At 68.9% G+C, this 16,297-nt stretch carries 15 protein-coding genes and 1 tRNA gene; 13 read left to right on the top strand and 3 right to left on the bottom strand.

Going from position 1 to position 16,297, the window contains the following annotated elements:
* Positions 1–14 precede the first annotated feature (14 nt).
* The 9 genes from U874_RS0105830 (at position 15) to U874_RS0105790 (ending at position 7,986) form a co-directional block, all read left to right on the top strand.
* A complete protein-coding gene (locus tag U874_RS0105830) occupies positions 15–1,268 on the top strand; it encodes a glutamate-5-semialdehyde dehydrogenase (protein ID WP_025133603.1) in 1,254 nt (417 codons plus the stop codon).
* A 57-nt stretch (positions 1,269–1,325) separates the two neighbouring features.
* A complete protein-coding gene (locus tag U874_RS0105825; protein ID WP_025133602.1) occupies positions 1,326–1,535 on the top strand; it encodes a hypothetical protein in 210 nt (69 codons plus the stop codon).
* Between the two features lie 14 nt (positions 1,536–1,549).
* Positions 1,550–2,155 (top strand): nicotinate-nucleotide adenylyltransferase, encoded by a 606-nt coding sequence (gene nadD / locus U874_RS0105820; RefSeq protein WP_029987761.1) that lies wholly within the window; start codon positions 1,550–1,552, stop codon positions 2,153–2,155.
* Complete coding sequence (locus U874_RS14225) at positions 2,148–3,647, top strand: hypothetical protein (protein ID WP_157834216.1); 1,500 nt, start codon at positions 2,148–2,150, stop codon at positions 3,645–3,647. The genes nadD and U874_RS14225 overlap by 8 nt, the downstream gene beginning before the upstream one ends.
* Before the next feature lie 33 nt (positions 3,648–3,680).
* Positions 3,681–4,100: a ribosome silencing factor gene (gene rsfS, locus U874_RS0105810; protein ID WP_051582817.1), complete on the top strand. Its 420-nt coding sequence runs from the start codon at positions 3,681–3,683 to the stop codon at positions 4,098–4,100.
* Positions 4,101–4,202: 102 nt separating this feature from the next.
* Positions 4,203–4,275 (top strand) — tRNA-Ala (locus U874_RS0105805).
* A gap of 264 nt (positions 4,276–4,539) precedes the next feature.
* Positions 4,540–5,343 (top strand): class I SAM-dependent methyltransferase, encoded by an 804-nt coding sequence (locus tag U874_RS0105800; protein WP_157834215.1) that lies wholly within the window; start codon positions 4,540–4,542, stop codon positions 5,341–5,343.
* The gene (locus U874_RS0105795) at positions 5,340–6,203 is read left to right on the top strand and encodes a hypothetical protein (RefSeq protein ID WP_198525819.1); all 864 of its coding nucleotides are present in this window, start codon (positions 5,340–5,342) and stop codon (positions 6,201–6,203) included. Before U874_RS0105800 ends, U874_RS0105795 begins: the two co-directional genes overlap by 4 nt.
* A 1,444-nt stretch (positions 6,204–7,647) precedes the next feature.
* Complete coding sequence (locus U874_RS0105790) at positions 7,648–7,986, top strand: DUF5713 family protein (protein WP_029987759.1); 339 nt, start codon at positions 7,648–7,650, stop codon at positions 7,984–7,986.
* Positions 7,987–8,004: 18 nt separating this feature from the next.
* Here U874_RS0105790 and U874_RS0105785 read toward each other — a convergent pair whose 3' ends face one another.
* Both U874_RS0105785 and U874_RS15500 read right to left on the bottom strand, forming a co-directional pair.
* Positions 8,005–8,679, bottom strand: a complete 675-nt coding sequence (locus U874_RS0105785) for a DUF3887 domain-containing protein (RefSeq protein ID WP_025133595.1) — start codon at positions 8,677–8,679, stop codon at positions 8,005–8,007.
* Between the two features lie 113 nt (positions 8,680–8,792).
* Positions 8,793–8,954: a hypothetical protein gene (locus tag U874_RS15500; RefSeq protein ID WP_157834214.1), complete on the bottom strand. Its 162-nt coding sequence runs from the start codon at positions 8,952–8,954 to the stop codon at positions 8,793–8,795.
* Positions 8,955–9,210: 256 nt separating this feature from the next.
* On the opposite strand from U874_RS15500, the gene U874_RS0105775 reads away from it, so the two are divergent.
* A complete protein-coding gene (locus U874_RS0105775) occupies positions 9,211–9,615 on the top strand; it encodes a co-chaperone YbbN (protein WP_025133594.1) in 405 nt (134 codons plus the stop codon).
* Positions 9,616–9,718: 103 nt separating this feature from the next.
* On the opposite strand, the gene U874_RS0105770 is transcribed toward U874_RS0105775, so the two are convergent.
* Positions 9,719–10,327 (bottom strand): hypothetical protein, encoded by a 609-nt coding sequence (locus U874_RS0105770; RefSeq protein WP_025133593.1) that lies wholly within the window; start codon positions 10,325–10,327, stop codon positions 9,719–9,721.
* Positions 10,328–10,689: 362 nt separating this feature from the next.
* Between U874_RS0105770 and U874_RS0105765 the strand changes: the two genes are divergently transcribed.
* Genes U874_RS0105765 through U874_RS0105755 form a run of 3 tightly spaced genes read left to right on the top strand, consistent with a single transcriptional unit; the run spans position 10,690 to position 16,216 of the window.
* Positions 10,690–12,162: a DUF3375 domain-containing protein gene (locus U874_RS0105765; protein WP_025133592.1), complete on the top strand. Its 1,473-nt coding sequence runs from the start codon at positions 10,690–10,692 to the stop codon at positions 12,160–12,162.
* Complete coding sequence (locus tag U874_RS0105760; protein ID WP_025133591.1) at positions 12,159–12,869, top strand: DUF4194 domain-containing protein; 711 nt, start codon at positions 12,159–12,161, stop codon at positions 12,867–12,869. Before U874_RS0105765 ends, U874_RS0105760 begins: the two co-directional genes overlap by 4 nt.
* Positions 12,866–16,216, top strand: coding sequence for an ATP-binding protein (locus tag U874_RS0105755; RefSeq protein ID WP_025133590.1), 3,351 nt, complete (start codon positions 12,866–12,868; stop codon positions 16,214–16,216). The genes U874_RS0105760 and U874_RS0105755 overlap by 4 nt, the downstream gene beginning before the upstream one ends.
* Positions 16,217–16,297 lie beyond the last annotated feature (81 nt).

The following is a 16,297-nucleotide window of genomic DNA, read 5'->3' as shown; positions in this document are numbered from 1 at the left end:
GGTAAGCTTGGGCCATGTCTCACGCTGATCCCTTCCTCCTCAAGCTGGAGCGCGCTCGCGCTGCGGCGAAGGCCCTGGCCACCGTCACGACCGCGCAGAAGAACGCCGCGCTCGAGGCGATCGCGGTGGAGCTCGAGCAGAGCGTGCCAGAGGTCGTCGCGGAGAACGCGAAGGATCTCGCCGCGGGGGAGCGCGCGGGCATCGGCGAGGGCCTGCTCGACCGTCTCCGCCTCGACGAGGCCCGGCTGCGCGGTCTCGCGGAGGCCGTGCGTTCCGTGATCGCCCTGCCCGACCCGGTCGGGGAAGTACTGCGCGGATCGACGCTCGCCAACGGGATCCGGATCAATCAGGTGCGTGTGCCGTTCGGCGTGGTCGGCGCCATCTACGAGGCGCGGCCCAACGTCACGATCGACATCGCAGCGCTCGCGCTCAAGAGCGGCAACGGTGCGGTGCTGCGCGGTGGCACCGCCGCCGAGAACAGCAACCGGGTGCTCGTCGCACTGATCCAGCGTGCGCTCGCGAGCGTCGGCCTCGACGGCGACGCGGTGCAGACGATCGACGAGTTCGGTCGCGAGGGTGCCGGTCGCCTGATGCGCGCCCGCGGCTACGTCGACGTGCTCATCCCGCGCGGCAGCGCCGGGCTCATCGCGACGGTGGTGCAGGAGTCCACGGTCCCCGTGATCGAGACGGGCTCGGGCATCGTCCACGTGTTCGTTGACTCCAGTGCCGACGAGGAGATGGCCGCCGCGATCGTCGGCAACGCGAAGACTCATCGGCCGAGCGTCTGCAACGCGGCCGAGACCCTGCTCGTGCACCGCGACGCGGCCGAGCGGATGCTGCCGCGACTCGCCCGCGAACTCCTCGGGGCGGGCGTCGAGCTCTGGGGCGACGAGGCGACCCGCGCGGCCGTCCCCGAGGCCTCGGCTGCGACCGAGGAGACCTGGGCGACGGAGCACCTCGCGCTCGAGATGGGCGTGCGCGTGGTCGACTCGATCGACGAGGCGATCGCGCACATCGCGCAGTTCTCGAGCCACCACACGGAGTCGATCGTCACGCAGGATTACGCCAATGCTGAGCGATTCCTCGCGGAGGTGGACTCGGCCGTCGTGATGGTGAACACCTCGACGCGCTTCACCGATGGCGGCGAGTTCGGCTTCGGCGCCGAGGTCGGCATTTCGACGCAGAAGCTGCACGCGCGCGGCCCGATGGGCCTGCCGGAGCTCACGAGCACCAAGTGGCTGGTGCGTGGCGGCGGCCAGATCCGCTAGTCGAACCCGGTACACTGGTTCCGAGTATCCAATCTGTCTAGAATGCAGGGGTTTTCCATGTCACTTCTCGCCACGATCGCCGTCGCCTCGGAGGCGGGCTCGCACGTCGTCAACGAGCTGCCCTTCCCGGCACCCGTTTTCGGTCTGATTACCCTGACGATCTTCGTCGTGCTCGGTGCGGTCACCTTCTCGTTCCGTGACGTGGCGAACCGCCACTCGGCCAAGGCCGAGGCGTACGCGCGCGAGCACGGCGCCGCTCAGCACTGACAGAACGGACCCGGATGGTGACTTCGAAGCGCCGGATCGGGGTGATGGGCGGAACGTTCGATCCGATCCATCACGGACACCTCGTCGCGGCCAGTGAAGTCGCCCAGAGCTTCGGCCTCGACGAGGTTGTTTTCGTGCCCACGGGCCGCCCCTGGCAGAAAAGCAACGTCTCGCCGAGCGAGCATCGGTATCTCATGACGGTGATCGCGACGGCCTCGAACCCCCGGTTCACCGTCAGCCGCGTCGACGTCGATCGCGACGGCCCCACCTACACGGTCGACACCCTGCGCGATCTGCGGGCCCAGATGCCCGATGCCGAGCTGTACTTCATCTCGGGGGCGGACGCGGTCGAGCAGATCCTGAACTGGAAGGATGTCGACAAGCTCTGGGAGCTTGCTCACTTCATCGCCGTTTCACGGCCGGGGCATGAGCTCTCGCTTTCGGGTTTGTCGGGCGAGCACGTAAGCTTGTTGGAAGTTCCCGCGCTGGCCATCTCTTCGACGGACTGTCGTGCGCGGGTAGCTCGGGGGTATCCGGTGTGGTATCTCGTGCCGGACGGTGTCGTGCAGTACATTGCGAAGCACGAGTTGTACACCGAGGAAGCGACAGAGGATGAGTGAACACGACGAACAACGACCGTTGACGCGGCGCGAGCTGCGTCTGCGGGAGATGGGCGAGACCGGTGCGCTTGACCTCTCCGAGGTCTCGGACGCGGTTGCGGCTCCGGAGCCCACCGCGAGCGAGGCGCCAGCTGCGCCCGTCGCTGAGGCGACCGGTGACATCGAGATCTCGCCGGTGAACGAGGATGGAACGCCGCGGAGCCGCCGCGAGATGCGGCAGCTCCGCGAGGAGGCGCTCGCCGCGCGCGCAGCGGCCCAGGCCGAGGCGGTCCCCGCGCAGCGTACGGAGGATCACACCGATCCCGCTCCCGCCGAGGATTCGACCGAGGCCTCGGAAGACGAGACCGCTGCATCGAACGCGGAGCCGGCTGCTCCCGCGGAGAGCCCTGAAGAGGCTCCCGCAGATGCCGCCGAGGCTCCCGAGGCTGCTGCCGAAACGGAGCCCGCAGAGCCCGCCGCCCCGCTGACGGGCGAGATGGACTTCGATTCGCTCATCTCCCCGCCGACCGAGCCGTTCACGGTTGACGAGCTGCGCGACGCCGAGGCAGAGCGCGAGAGCGCCGAGACCGAAGAGGCCCCGGCCGCCGAGGACGTGTCGGAGGCAGTCGAGCCTCCCGAGCAGCCCGAGGAAGCGGCCGAGGTGGCCCCGGCTGACGAGGACGAAGAGCCCGCAGGCAAGACGAAGCGACGCTTCCCCTGGTCGCGCGGTCGTGCGTCCGAGGCGGACGCTGCCGAGGACACGGCAGAGGCAGAGGACGCCGACGCGCCTGCCGCCGACGCCGTGGCTGAGGACGCCGAGCCGACCGTCCCCGAGACCGACCAGGTCGCGGACGTCATCGTGCCCGTGGACGAGCCCGCCGACCTCCCCGAGGCCCCGGCCACTGAACCGACGATCGACGAGGAGCCCCCGGCTCCCGCCGTCGAGGCGAAGCCGAGCTACTCGTTCCCCGACATCGCTCCGCCGGAGGAGTGGCGCTCGGTCTTCGACGATCCCGCCACCCGCAGCATGCCCGCTCAGAACGGTGATGCGCAGGGCGGCTTCGACGACCTCATCTCCCGCGCCGTCGCGCAGGAGGGAGCGGCAGGCACCACGAACACCTCCGCGCTGATCCTCCCCACCATGCCGGAGGAGACCACCGGCGGCCTTACTGGCCCGCTCGGCGGGACGGGCGACCTGTATGTCACGGGTTCGCTGAAGCTTCCGAAGTCGCTCGGCGAGACGGGCGGCCACTCCAGCCTGCACGATTCGATCGAGCTCGACCCCATCACGGGCGTCGAAACGGGCGACCCGCAGACGACCGGACAGGGCCCCGCGCCCGTGTCCGCACGCCACGCCGTGAGCGCGCGCGTGGACTCGACGATCCCCGTCGTCGCGAAGCCGGCGAAGGAGCGGAGCAAACTGCCCCTGATCCTCTCGCTGACCGGTGGCGGGCTGCTGCTCGCCGTGGTTGCGCTCGGCATCTGGGGTGCGAGCAACGGGATGTTCGGCTAGTCGGCCGACGCCCACACGATCAAAGGAACTGAACTGAACACGCAGACCACTCCGCGCACCGATGTTCGCGCTGACCTCGAGCTCGCGGTCCGCGCGGCAGACGGCAAGGGCGCGATCGCCCCGGTCGCGCTCGAGGTGACCGAGCACTTTGGGCTGTCGGACGCCTTTCTCATCCTGACCGGCGCCGTCGAGCGCAACGTGCAGGCCATCTCGGACGCCGTCGAGGACGCGCTCAACGACGCAGGCGTGCGCACGATCCGTCGCGAAGGACGTGAGAGCGGCCGCTGGGTCCTCCTCGACTTCGGTGACCTCATCGTCCATGTCTTCCACCAGGAGGAGCGCGACTTCTACCAGCTCGAGCGCCTCTGGCAGGACTGCCCGGTGATCGACGTCTCGGGCATGCTCGAGACGCCCGCTGCTGCCGCCTCGGCGCCCGCGGGTTCGGACGCCTAGCCTCCGCCGCGGGGCACGCCCGGGATCCTGCGATTTGCGCTCACCCGGGCCGTGTGCGGTAGAGTAGAGGAGTTGTCGGGGGAGCATTCCTCCGACTTCCACGGGTCTGTGGCGCAGCTGGTAGCGCACCTGCATGGCATGCAGGGGGTCAGGGGTTCGAGTCCCCTCAGATCCACTCGGAAAAGAAATCCCATCTTCGGTCATCCGGCCGCAGGTGGGATTTCTTCGTTTCTGCCGCGGATCGGGAGGTGGATGGCGGGCCCGCCGATCCCGGTGTCCGCGCACTCGTGTGGCCTGATCCGCGCTCCGCTTTCGCGCGGCGATACGCGTCCGCCCCCCCGGCACCTACTGCGGTGTCCCTTCGCCGCTAGGTGCGCCGATGCGCGAGTTAGCCTCAGGCTGATGGCTGCGTTGCAGCGAGCGTCCGAAGGGAGCCGAAGTGGGATCGCGAGAGCATCAGGTGCGCAATGAGTGGGACCGGATTGAATGGATCGCGCCCGATCGTCTCCAGGTCGAAGACCTCCGATTCGATCTTGTGACGTGGGGGAGCCCGAAGCGGCGGAGCACTGCCGATCGGTTTGTTCTCGTCAAAGATGCTCCCTTCGCACAGTCGATGCGCGCGATTCTCGACGGCATCGAGGTGCAGCGAGTTCTTGAGTTCGGGCTTTACCAGGGCGGAAGCCTGGTGCTCTTGGACGCTCTCTACGGTCTTGAACTTGCGGTTGGGGTCGATGCGCGCTCAGAGATGAGTGCGTTTGACTCATATGTTCGCGCTCGGGACGCAGAACACCGCCTGTTCCCCTATCTCGAAGTTGACCAAGCGGATCGCGCGAAAGTGAGATCTGTGTTGGTGCGCCACTTCCTCGACGCTCCTGCCGACTTGATCATTGATGACGCGAGCCATCTCTATGCCAAGAGCCTTGCGACGTTTGAGCTCGCCTTTCCGTTCCTGCGCCCAGGCGGCGTCTACATCATCGAGGACTGGGGGTGGGCGCACTGGCCTCGCGCGTTCACTGAGCACGAGTGGTTTGTCGGGGAGCCGCTGAGCAAACTCGTACTTGAAGTTCTCTTGATCCAGTGCCGACACCCCAGCCTCATCGAGCGTGTTCACATCGATGCCCACCACGTGGCGATCTACAAAGGACCGGCGGCCCTGGGGGGTGCTGCCGGAGCTCCATTCCGCGTGCGTGATCTGTACTTGTCGTCGTCAGCGGTGCATGTCGATGAGCGGTTTCCTGGGTGAACTATCTGATACCGCTTGGGGGAGCGATCCTCTGCAACACAATTGACAAGCTTGCTTCTCGCCGCGCGTTGAGCTCCTCGGCGCGCCCTGACGCATACTTGCTGGTCTACCAACTTGCTTGTCTCGCCATCTCGTTCCCCGGGGCAATCATTGCAGTGCTCTCTCCTGATGCGGCCCGGCGCCCACTCGGCGAGCTTGCTCCCAGCGCATGGCTTCTCGTGATTGCAGCCATGGCGGCATGGTCTTTGTACGGAGTGGCGACGTTTCGAAGCGCTTCGGTGCTTGATCTCTCCATCACCGCCACCATCGGGAGCTCGAAGCTCATCTGGGCCGCGCTCTTGGGGGTCGTGCTCTTCGGGGAGTCTCTGTCGTGGATTCAGGTGTTGGGCCTCCTCACCGTGGTGGGTGCGCAGGTTGTCCTCCAGCGAGCTCCACTGGTGCGGTTCGGTACTGCGGGCACGCTGTACGCCGCACTCGCGGCGTTCGCGCTCTCGATGGCGCTCGCGCTTGACAAGCTGTTGCTTGAATCTCTGAGCGCACCTGTTGTGCTCTTTCTCGGCTTTGCCGGTTCTTCGATCACTGGTGCTGCGCTCAACCGACAGACCGCTTGGTTGCACCTGCGGCGGCTCGCACCGTCGGCTCTGCGTGCTGCAATCGCGGGCTCTGCTGGCTACTACTGTCTCTTGTTGGCGATGGCGTCTGGGCCGCTCAGCGTGGTCGTGCCGGTGTCGCAGAGCAGCCAGATCATCTTCGTGGTTGCCGGAATTCTCGTGTTGAAGGAACGTGTTGGGATCCGGCCGAAACTCCTGGCATCGGCCGTTTCGGCCTGTGGTGCTGTTCTCATCTTCATCGGAGGGTAGCTTGTCGCTCCTCGAGTATCCGGCCCGTCGGGACGGAAGGTTTTGGATCGTTCTGCCGCACTTCCGCTCCCTTCTGAGTTCGGATACGCCGCGCGGGGTGTTGTCACCGAGGACAGCGCATGCTCGCGGCGACGAGCTGGACGACTTTCTGTTTGGGGTTGGGCGCTCGGGTGTTGAGGTGACACCTCAGTTCATCGATGATCAGCGCCCGCAGGTCTCTCGTGCACGCCTCGGAGTCGTTCAGCTGTGCGTGCAGGCCTGCCGACCATGCTGCGCGGTGAGAATGGAGCCAGGCTGTTCTGTGAGCACGGTCGAGGAACGTCGATCTCCAGGCTGCAGCGAGACGACGCTCCGTCTCGAACAGCGTGACGCAGGCTCTGGCGCCGGTTCGGAGGTCCGTCATGAGTGAATGCTGACGCGTGCACACGTGACATGTCTGGAGAACAGGCTCCTGATCATCAGTCGACGCGCAGAGAACGTGCTCGGTCCGTGCACGGGTGTCCCCGGTGGCGGTGCGCATGATGTCGTGCGCCGCGCTAACTGAGCGTTGCCACTCATGTTGAACGCGCTCCGCAGTCACCCGGGGTGCCTCAATCTTGTATGCGCGATGCATGCGTTCCGCGGCGTCGAGCGCTCTCTGGGTCAGTCCAGCGGGAAGCTCATGGGGGAGCACGTCGAGCGGGGACAGGTGTCGACGCGGTGGGCACTCGGCGATCACCACGCACGCCAGTGGCGCGCGGAGCTGCGGCCAGACCCGTCCCATGTGGAGGTACTTGGTGAACAGGGGTTTCCAGATCAATTGCGCGGGTGAAACCTCGCGTCTGGGACATGTGATCACCGCTCGCGGAACTGGTTTTCGAGTTGCCAGAAGTTCCTCGCTCGTTGACGATCCAGGTGCCCGGAGGGGAGCGTGACAGAGCGGGCTGGTGCGCTGAGGCGTTCGAGCGTGGGGAGTCCGTGAGAATGAGGCTCTGCGGTAACCCGATCTGCGCACATCGGTTCGAACTGCTCGGTCACCGGGCTCGTGATCTGTGCAGTTGCGGAGTTGCTTGGGTGCTCCACGAGAGCCCCCTCGACTGCGCGCAGCCGGGGCTCGAGTTCAGGGCGCTGACGGGGTCGTCTTATCGCGTTCCGCATCCCGGTGCGGCGAACGCTGCATCCGCCGGCGGGGTGCTTCGCGAGCAGGGTATTCGTGTGGGTCATTGCTCCTCCGTTTCCTGCACGAGGGCTCGTGCGGTCACGGGGCGAAGGGAAACCGGTGGACGCCCGAACCCGCGCACCTGGCGTACGCGGGGCGGACGAGACACACCGGGCAACTGCACCGCACTGTACGGGGCTCGGTTCCCGCCCGTCAATGAGTGAGGTGCGTCCTCGGTACTCAGTGAGAACGGTTTGGAGGCTATCCTGAATCGGTGAACGCACCACAGCAGGGGAGGACACTGACATGATCGCGCATCCGATCCTCGCGAAGCGCGAGTTCCTGGCCGAGATGGTCCGTGATCCCTACTTCCCCAACCACCTGGTCGGGCGAGGGGTCGCCGTGCTCCGGGAACTCTGCGAGCGGATCGAGCTCGAGCAGCCGGCGGACCTCGTCGCGCTCACGCGACTCACCCATGAGGCCACCGAGTCGTTCAATCGGCTCCAGGAGGCCTTCGATGACGAGGGCAGCGAGATCGAGACTGTCGCGCGCGAGACGATTGCGAGCGACTTCGAGTTCATTGCCCGGGCCTACGGCTTCGAGCACGCTGACGTCGAGGAGCTCATCGCCCCGCGCGACTGGTGACTGCGCGGGCACTCGCCCTTAGAACGGCAGGTCCTCCGCGCCGAGCGGCGCGATGAGCAGTCCCGTGATCTTGCCGGAGCCGTTGTAGGCGACGCGTCCGAGCCAGTCTCCCGCCTCGTGGCGGAGGGTGGTCTGCACGATCGCCCCCGTGCTGAGGTGCCGATTCGCGAACTTGCCGAGTGCGTTCGTGCCATCCGGCGTGCGGACCGTGAGCTCGTCGCAGGCTTCGAGCTGTCCCGTGTCGCGCACCACCTGATCCCAGACGGCCATCACGGTGCGCTTCGTGAGCTTGCGCGCGCAGGTGTACGTCATCTCGGCGCGGACCGCCTCGTAGTCGCCCGCGTTGAGTCGTTCGAAGACGTCCCGGGTGCGCTCCATGAGGTTGATGGACTGATCAGTCATGTCTGTTCCTTCCTTCGTGGCCTCCGTGGCGGGGCCGAATCGTTTGAACGCGGCCTGTCGGGTGACGCCGAGGGCATCGCCGATCACCTGCCAGGAGACGCCGGCGTGCCTCGCGGCGACGACGATCGTCGTCAGGGCGGAGTGGGACGCGCGTGTGAGCGCGTCAGCGGACCGGATCGCCTCGCCCGCTGCCGCGTCGTCCCGGGGCGTGTGCTCGCTCAGGGCAGCGCTCACCTCGGCGGCGAGCACGTCGAGTCTCGGCTCGGACGAGGGGTCGGTCGGGCGGGTCATGCCCCCGAGGCTAGTGGGCCGGGCGTGTGACTGTCAACATGTGGTTGACGTTCACGAGTGTGCGCGGTTCCCAGCTCGCGACGCCGGGAAGCGCGCCTTCGGTCTGTCCGTCGTCAGCCGACCGAGCTGACGATGGCCGGCGCCACGCACGCCACGCAATAGCTTGCGGCGGCGCTGACTGCGACAGTGAAGACCGTTGCGCCGAGGCCGAGGAACACGAGCTCCGCCGCTCGCGGTCGAGCGACGCGGCGGGATGCGGGGGCGGTGAGGCTCACGGTGGCTCCTGTGCGGGGTGATGAGGCGGACGCGGGAGGGGCAGAGTGCCGGTGCAGACGCGGCCCGGGCCCCTCCGCCCATGCTGTCGGTACGGGCTGGGAGCCGCCCGTGCGTTTCGGGCGCGCCGCGGGAAACGGTTGACCCGCGTGTCCGCGCCCGTTTCACTGGGTGGGAGCGGCAGAGCGGGGGCCGTGCGCTGTGCGCGAGACACCCGATCACGCAGAAGGAAGGGGAGCGCGTTCCGCGCGACACACGATGAGCACGATTGAGATCACCAAGGACAACCTCGAGGAGACCCTCACCCAGGGCGGTATCGTGCTGCTCGACTTCTGGGCGGACTGGTGCGGCCCCTGCCGCTCCTTCTCACCCGTCTACGAGGCGGCATCGGAGCAGCACGGGGACATCGTCTTCGGCAAGATCGATACGGAGGCGCAGCAAGAGATCGCTGCGATGTTCCAGATCACCTCGATCCCCACGATCGCGGCGTTCCGCGACGGCATCGGCGTATTCTCGCAGGCGGGCGCGCTGCCCGCGCCGGCGCTGGAGCAGCTGATCGACGGCGTGCGCGGCCTCGACATGGACGATGTGCGCGCCCAGGTGGCGAAGCAGGCTGCCGAGCAGGAGGCAGCTGCGGGCGGCGAGACAGCCGAGAACCGCTAGGCGACAGCGGCAGCGATCCGCGCAGCTCGGCCCGCCGCACCAGCCCCTATTCGGGGTGGTGCGGCGGGCCGAGCTGTGTGCGCTGCCACGCATCGCGGCAGGGCTACCTGAACGACGTTTCCGGCGAAGCGCTGCACGCCTCGATCTTCTCGCGGGTCTCCTGCCCTGCCGGCTCGTACAATTCCGCCGGCGGATGGATGCTGTCGAGCAGCCCTTCCTCGTAGTCCTGTGCGGTGAAATCCTCGGGAACGATCCCCGCGCGGATGAGGCATGAGACGAGTAGCGCGGGGGAGAAGTCGTTGCCAGGAACGCTGCGAGTGATCTGAAAGAGTGAGAGCACGTGCCGTTCACCCGATGATTCGCTGCATCCCTCGATGAGGTCCTCCATGTCGCCCGGTTCCATGCGCGCCGGATCTCCTTCGAGCTGAGAACCCGTGTCGTCGTACTTCACGAGTGTGATCCCGCGGCTTTCGAGGCAGTCCCGATACTCCTCGATGATCTGTTGGGCTTCCGCCTCGCTGACATGCTCATCGAAGAGGATCTGGCGGACTTCGTCATTCGGGGCTTCCCGGTAGTTCCGTGCATACTCGGCGGCGTACGGGCCTGAGAAACTCGGTTCCGATGCCTGCGCGCTCGTCGCGCCTCGAGGTGTCGCGGAGCAACCCACCGAGGTGCCGAGCGCCCCAGCGGCCAGCAGTCCGAGGAGGAGCACTCCGAGAAACTGCGCGCCCCGGGGTCGAGGCCGGCCCGCAGGCCGCTGTGCGGTTGAAGGGCGAGTCCCCACGCGCGATGCCGGTGCGCGGTCTCTACTGTGCGTCACGCCGCAGGCACCGGGGATCGAGCTGCGGGACGAACTCCATGTCTTCGGGGACTCTCGCTCCCGCGCTGATTCGTGCGTTTCTGTGCATTCTGGCTCCCTAGACGGCTGTGGTGTTGACAGTGATCTGGGGCGAAGGGAAGCCAGCGTGGTCACCGGTGCACCCAACCTAGCGACTCGCGGCGGCGCCCGGCAAGCACGGAGTCGGCCCCCGCCGACGTGCGCCGCGGCCCCACCGGGCGGTATTCTGGAGGGATATGTCACACTCACGGGCCACGACCAGCTACCGCCAGGCGGCGGCGGCGTTCCAGAACCCGATGCTCGAGCTGCTGCACGGGCGCTACGCCCCGTTCGTCGTGGCCGCGCTCTCGCAGATCTTCACCGCGGAGCGGCCCACCGTGGCGATCTCGGACGCGCACGTCGAGGTGGGCGACGCGGTCGATGAACTCCGCGCCGCGGGGCTCGACGAGGGGGAGCGGCGCCTCCCCGCCGGGAGCGGCCGGGAGATCTGCCGGTACTGGGTGCGGGTGGGGTGGCTCGTGCCGCAGATCGACGACGGCGTCGAGGTCTACCGGCTCTCCGCGCAGGCGGTCGGGGCGCTCGAGATCGTCGGCCGGGCCGGCGCCGGGCGGGCGCGCGTGTCGCGGTCGCGCGTGCGCACCCTGCTCGATTCGGTCGAACAGCTCGTGCAGAGCGCTGAAACAGATCCCGAGCAGCGGCTCGCGGCCCTCCAGGCCGAGCGCAATGCGATCGACGAGGAGATCGCGCGCCTGCGGGCGGGCGAGATCGACCCGGTCGACGACGAGCTGCTGCTCGAAGAGGCGGAGAACGTGCTCCACCTCTCGCGCGAGCTGCCCGCCGACTTCGCCCGCGTCGCCGAGTCGATCAACGCCATGCAGCGAGACGTCGTTGCCGAGCTGCGCCGCGATGTGCGCCCGGCGGGCGAGGTGCTGCGCGAGTACCTGCGACGCGGACAGCACGTGATGCAGGCGACGCCCGAGGGGCGCGCGTTCTCGGGAGCTCTCACGCTCATCGGCGACGCTGAGCACATCGATCAGCTCACCGATCAGCTCACCGGGGTGCTCGCACAGCCGTTCGCCGGCATGCTCGCGCAGGATCAGCGGAGCGAGCTCCGCGCCATCGCGAGCCGCGTCGAGCAGGGCGTCCAGGAGGTACTGACGGCGCAGCGGCGCGCGTCGCACGTGATCACCGCGCAGGTGCGCACCCACGACCCGGTGCGCGATCGCGAGGTCGACGAGCTGCTTCGCAACGTCATGTCCGGCTTGCAGAGCTGGATGCAGCACTCTCGGCCGGCGGATCGCGCCGAGCCCCTCCGCAGCCTGCCCGCCGCGCAGATCGGGCACCTGCGGCAGTCGCTCAGCGATCCCCGCCCGCCCGCGGGCCCCGAGCCCCTGCGCGCCGATGACAGCGGGGTCGAGTTCGTCGACGCCGACACGCGCGCGTGGGGCGGGCCCCGCTACCCGGAGCTCGAGGCCTACGTGGCCGGGCTCGACGCGGACAGCTTCGATCTCGCGACGGCATTCGCCGGAACGGATGCGGACACGCGCCGTCCCGTCGACCTGCTCGGTCTGCTCGAGATCGCCCACCGGAACGGGATGACGGAGGGCAGCGACGTGTCGATCGTCGAAGCGCTCCGCCCCGACGGCACTGTCCGTTCCTTCGCCTTCGGCGCCGTGACCGCCAGCACCCAGAAAGACCGCACCGCATGAGCGACACCCCCGCACCCGAGCACGAGCCGGCCGCCCAGGATCCCGATGACGCGTTCATCGCTGCGGTCGCGATGGAGCGCGACCCCGACGAGAGCTTCGCGGGCGACCGTGGCGTGCTCGACCTGGAGGTGCGCCGGGTGCTCGTGCGCCTCCTACAGCGCCGCTTCCTGCTCGCCGAGCGCAACCCCGACGAGTGGCGAGTGCTGCTCGAGCACCAGCAGGTGATCGAGTCGCGGCTGCACGACCTGTTCGTGCGCCTCGTGGTCGACCCGGCCCGCGGCGTGGCGTACAAGCAGCAGATCCGCTCGGACGAGCTCGACGCGCCGATCCTGCTCCGCGATGAGGCCTACACCCGTGCCGAGACCCTCGTCCTCGTGTACCTCCGCACGGTGTACCAGCGCGAGTCCACGGCGGGGGAGCCCGCGGTGCGCGTGGACGTCGAGGAGGTCGAACAGACCGTGCTCAGCTACTTCACCGCGGCGGACGGCGATGTCGCCCGCAGGCAGAAGGCGATCCGCACGGCGCTCGGCCGGCTGCGGCACGAGGGCATCATCGAGGAGGAGTCCGAGGGACGCTTCCGGATCAGTTCGCTCATCGAGATCGTGCTGAGCGCCGAGCGGCTGCGCGAGCTCGCGGAGTGGCTGCGCGCGCAGAACGCCGGGCACGCCTCGACCACCGCATCCGACGAAGGAGACGCCGCACTGTGACCATGCTCGACACCCTCTTCGGCCTCATCCCCGCCGAGTCCCGGGGGCAGCAGTGGGCGGCCGATGAGCTGCAGCTCGTGAATTGGGGCGGGTACGACGGGGCGCACCGCGTGCGCTTCTCGCCGACCGCGACGCTGCTCTGTGGCGGATCGGGATCCGGCAAGTCCACGCTGATGGACTCCTACATCGCGCTCATGATGCCGCACACGACGCCGTTCAACGGGGCGTCGAACGGCGGCGTGGCCGGCCGCCCCCGCGGCGAGGAGCAGCGCAACGTGCTCTCCTACGGGCGCGGCAAGATCGACGAGTCGCGCACCGAGGAGGGCACGCAGGTGCGCGTGCTCCGCGGCGACGGAAGCGACACCTGGACCGCGATCTCGATGACCTGGCTCGATCACGACGGCTCCCGGTTCACGGCCGTGCGCGCCTGGTACATCCCCGCCGCAGCGCGCGTGCTCGAGGACACGGTGAAGGTGCGCGCCGTGATCGACGGTCCCTTTGATCTCGCGAGCCTCGAGGCCGCGGCGGCGCAGCGGCTCTCCGACGCCGCGGTACGCGCGGCCGGGCTCGAATCGATCGCGACGGACCGCGAGTTCTCCGCCCGGATCCACTCGGTACTCGGGATCGGTGCGGCGGGGGCCGGCGCCAAGGCGATGAGCCTGCTCGCACGAATCCAGGCGGGCCAGCAGATCACCACGGTGGACGAGCTGTACAAGCGCATGGTGCTCGAAGAGCCCGAGACGCTCGCGATCGCCGACGCCGTCGTGAGCCACTTCGACGAGCTCGAGAGCACCCGCACACGCATGGTGACGGCGCAGAAGCAGGTGCGCGCGCTGCGCCCGGTGCGCGACATGCGGGGCCGGATCGAGGCCGCCGCCGAGCGACTGCGGCTCATCGACGAGGTGGGGCGGTTCACGGACCCGGCGTCGATCGCGGCGCTCTGGCGCACGGGTCGCCGGCTGGAGCTCCTCCGCGACGTCGAGGCGGAGCTGCAGCAGCGCAAGCGCGACGCTGATGCCGAGGTGCGCGCGCAGCTCGCCCTCGCCGATGCCGCCGAGGCCGAGCGCAGCGCCCTCGCCGAGGTCCTCCGGAACTCGGGAGGCGACCGCCTGGAGACGGCGGAGCGGGAGCTCGGTCGCGTGGAGCGACGCATCGCCGCCGTCCGTCTGCAGCGCGAGCGCTTCGACGAGGCGACCGCCGTGCTCGGCGAGGAGATCTCCTCCGCGCGGGCGTTCGCGGCCCTCGCGACGCGCGCCCGGGACGCGCTCTCCGACGCCTCCGCGAAGAGCGCCGCCCGCGCCGCCTACGCCGAGTCCCGCGGTGCGGCGGACGTGCTCCGGCGACGGCGCGATGCGCTCGTGCGCGAGCGGGAGCAGACGCTCGACCGCAGCGACGCGATCTCCCCGATCCTCCACGAGAGTCGGGAGCTGCTCGCCGAGGCCGCCGGCATCCCCGCCGCAGATCTGCCGTTCGTCGGCGAGCTCGTCGAGGTCCGCACGGAGTTCGAGCCCTGGCGCGACGCGTTCAATCTCGCGCTCGGCGGCTTCGCGACGACCGTGCTCATCGACGAGGCGCGCTTGCCCGAGTTCCGCGCGGCGATCGACACCGTGCGCACCCCCGTGCGGCTCCGCTACGAGGGCGTTCCGACGGGGCTACCCCGCAGCGCTCGGCTCGCTCCCGGTACGCTCCCCGGCCGTCTCGACTACCGGGACACGCCGTTCACCGGGTGGCTGCAGGAGCGCCTCGAACGCCAGTACGACTTCGTGTGCGTCGACCGCGCGGCGGAGCTCGCGGAGCACGCGCAGGCCCTCACGCTCACGGGGCAGCTCTCTCAGGGCAGCCGCGGCGCGCACGGCGGGCAGGGGCGTCGCAACGTGCTCGGCTTCTCCAGCCAGCGCCGGATCACGGAACTTGACGAGGAGATTGCAGCGATCGACTCGGAACTTACGGTAGCCGCCCGCGCCGAGCAGGACGCCGATGGTGCACTCGATGCGCTCGAGGCTCGGCTCGCCGCGTACGCCGCGGTCCGGGAAGCCACCTGGGACGAGCTCGACGTCGCCGCCGTGGAGCGGGAGCAGGAGCGGTGGGCCGGCATCATCGCGGAAGTGACCGACGGCAACCCGGAGATCGCGGCGGTGCAGCAGCAGCTCGCCGCGCTCCGAACCCGCGTCGCCGGGTTGCAGGAGCAGACGGGCCGTGCCAAGGGCGAGCAGGAGCGCGTCGCCGAGCAGTGGGCCAGGATCACCGATGAGGTCGATGCGGCCCAGCTCGCACTCGACGAGGCCGAGGACGCGGAGCGCGTCGTCGGCTCGGGGCACCTCGACTATCTGCGCTCGCGTTTCGAGCTGGAGGACGGCGCGCCCGCGGGGAGCGCGTCCGCGCTCGCGCGCTTCGACGCGGCCCTCGACTCGGCGGGACGGCGCATGATCGAGGATCAGGCGGTCGCCCAGGCGACGCTCGAGGAGCAGCGGGAGGCGCTGCGGCGCACGCTCGAGTCGTTCCTCGAGGCCTGGCCGAATCCGACGCTGCGCGCGGATCCGGACGCCTCGCTCGCCGACTTCGAGCGGATCCTCGCCGAACTCGAGACGAGCGGCCTGCACGAGCTCGAGGCGGAGTGGAAGGAGAGCCTGCTGCGGCTCTCCGGGAATGACCTCGCCAACCTCGATTCGGCGCTCGGGCGCGCGCTGCGCGAGATCCGCGAGCGGATCGAGCCCGTCAACCGGATCATGCAGGACCTCCCGTTCTACGACGACGAGCACCGGCTCCAGATCACGCCGCGCGAGCACCAGACGGAACCGCGCCGGCGGTTCCGCGCGGAGCTCCGCGAAGTGCGCGCGCTCATCGATGCGGCGGGCACCGACGCCGAGCGGGCCCATGTCTACGAGCGGATGGCCCGGCTGATCGCCCGGATCCGCCGCACGGCGCCCGACTTCGCCGACCTCATCGATGTGCGCAACCACGTGCGGGTGAGCGCGGAGAAGGTGCACGCCGTGACGCGGGAGCACGCGGCGCTCTACGACCACATCGGCGAGAAGTCCGGCGGCGAATCGCAGGAGCTGATCGCGTTCATCGTGGGTGCCGCGCTGCGCTACCAGCTCGGCGACGCCGATGCCGAGCGGCCGCGCTACGCCCCGGTGTTCCTCGATGAAGCCCTGATCAAGGCAGATGCCCACTTCACGAAGCGCGCGATCGGCGCCTGGCGGGGGCTCGGCTTCCAGCTGATCATCGGCGCGCCCAACGACAAGTACAGCGCGATCGAGCCGCACGTCGACGTCGAGTACGACATCCTGAAGGACACGCAGGGGCGCTCCTGGGCGAAGCCGAAGGTGGCGCTCCCGGCGGGGTAACCCCCCGTCGCCGAGCGCACTCGGTCGCCGGGCGCACTCGGTCGCCGGGCGCACTCGGTCGCCGAGCGCGCCCGGTCGCCG

Source organism: Leucobacter sp. PH1c, assembly GCF_000633415.1.
GTDB lineage: Bacteria > Actinomycetota > Actinomycetes > Actinomycetales > Microbacteriaceae > Leucobacter.
The sequence above is the reverse complement of the archived record's forward strand: the minus strand, read 5'-3'. Positions and strand labels throughout refer to the sequence as shown.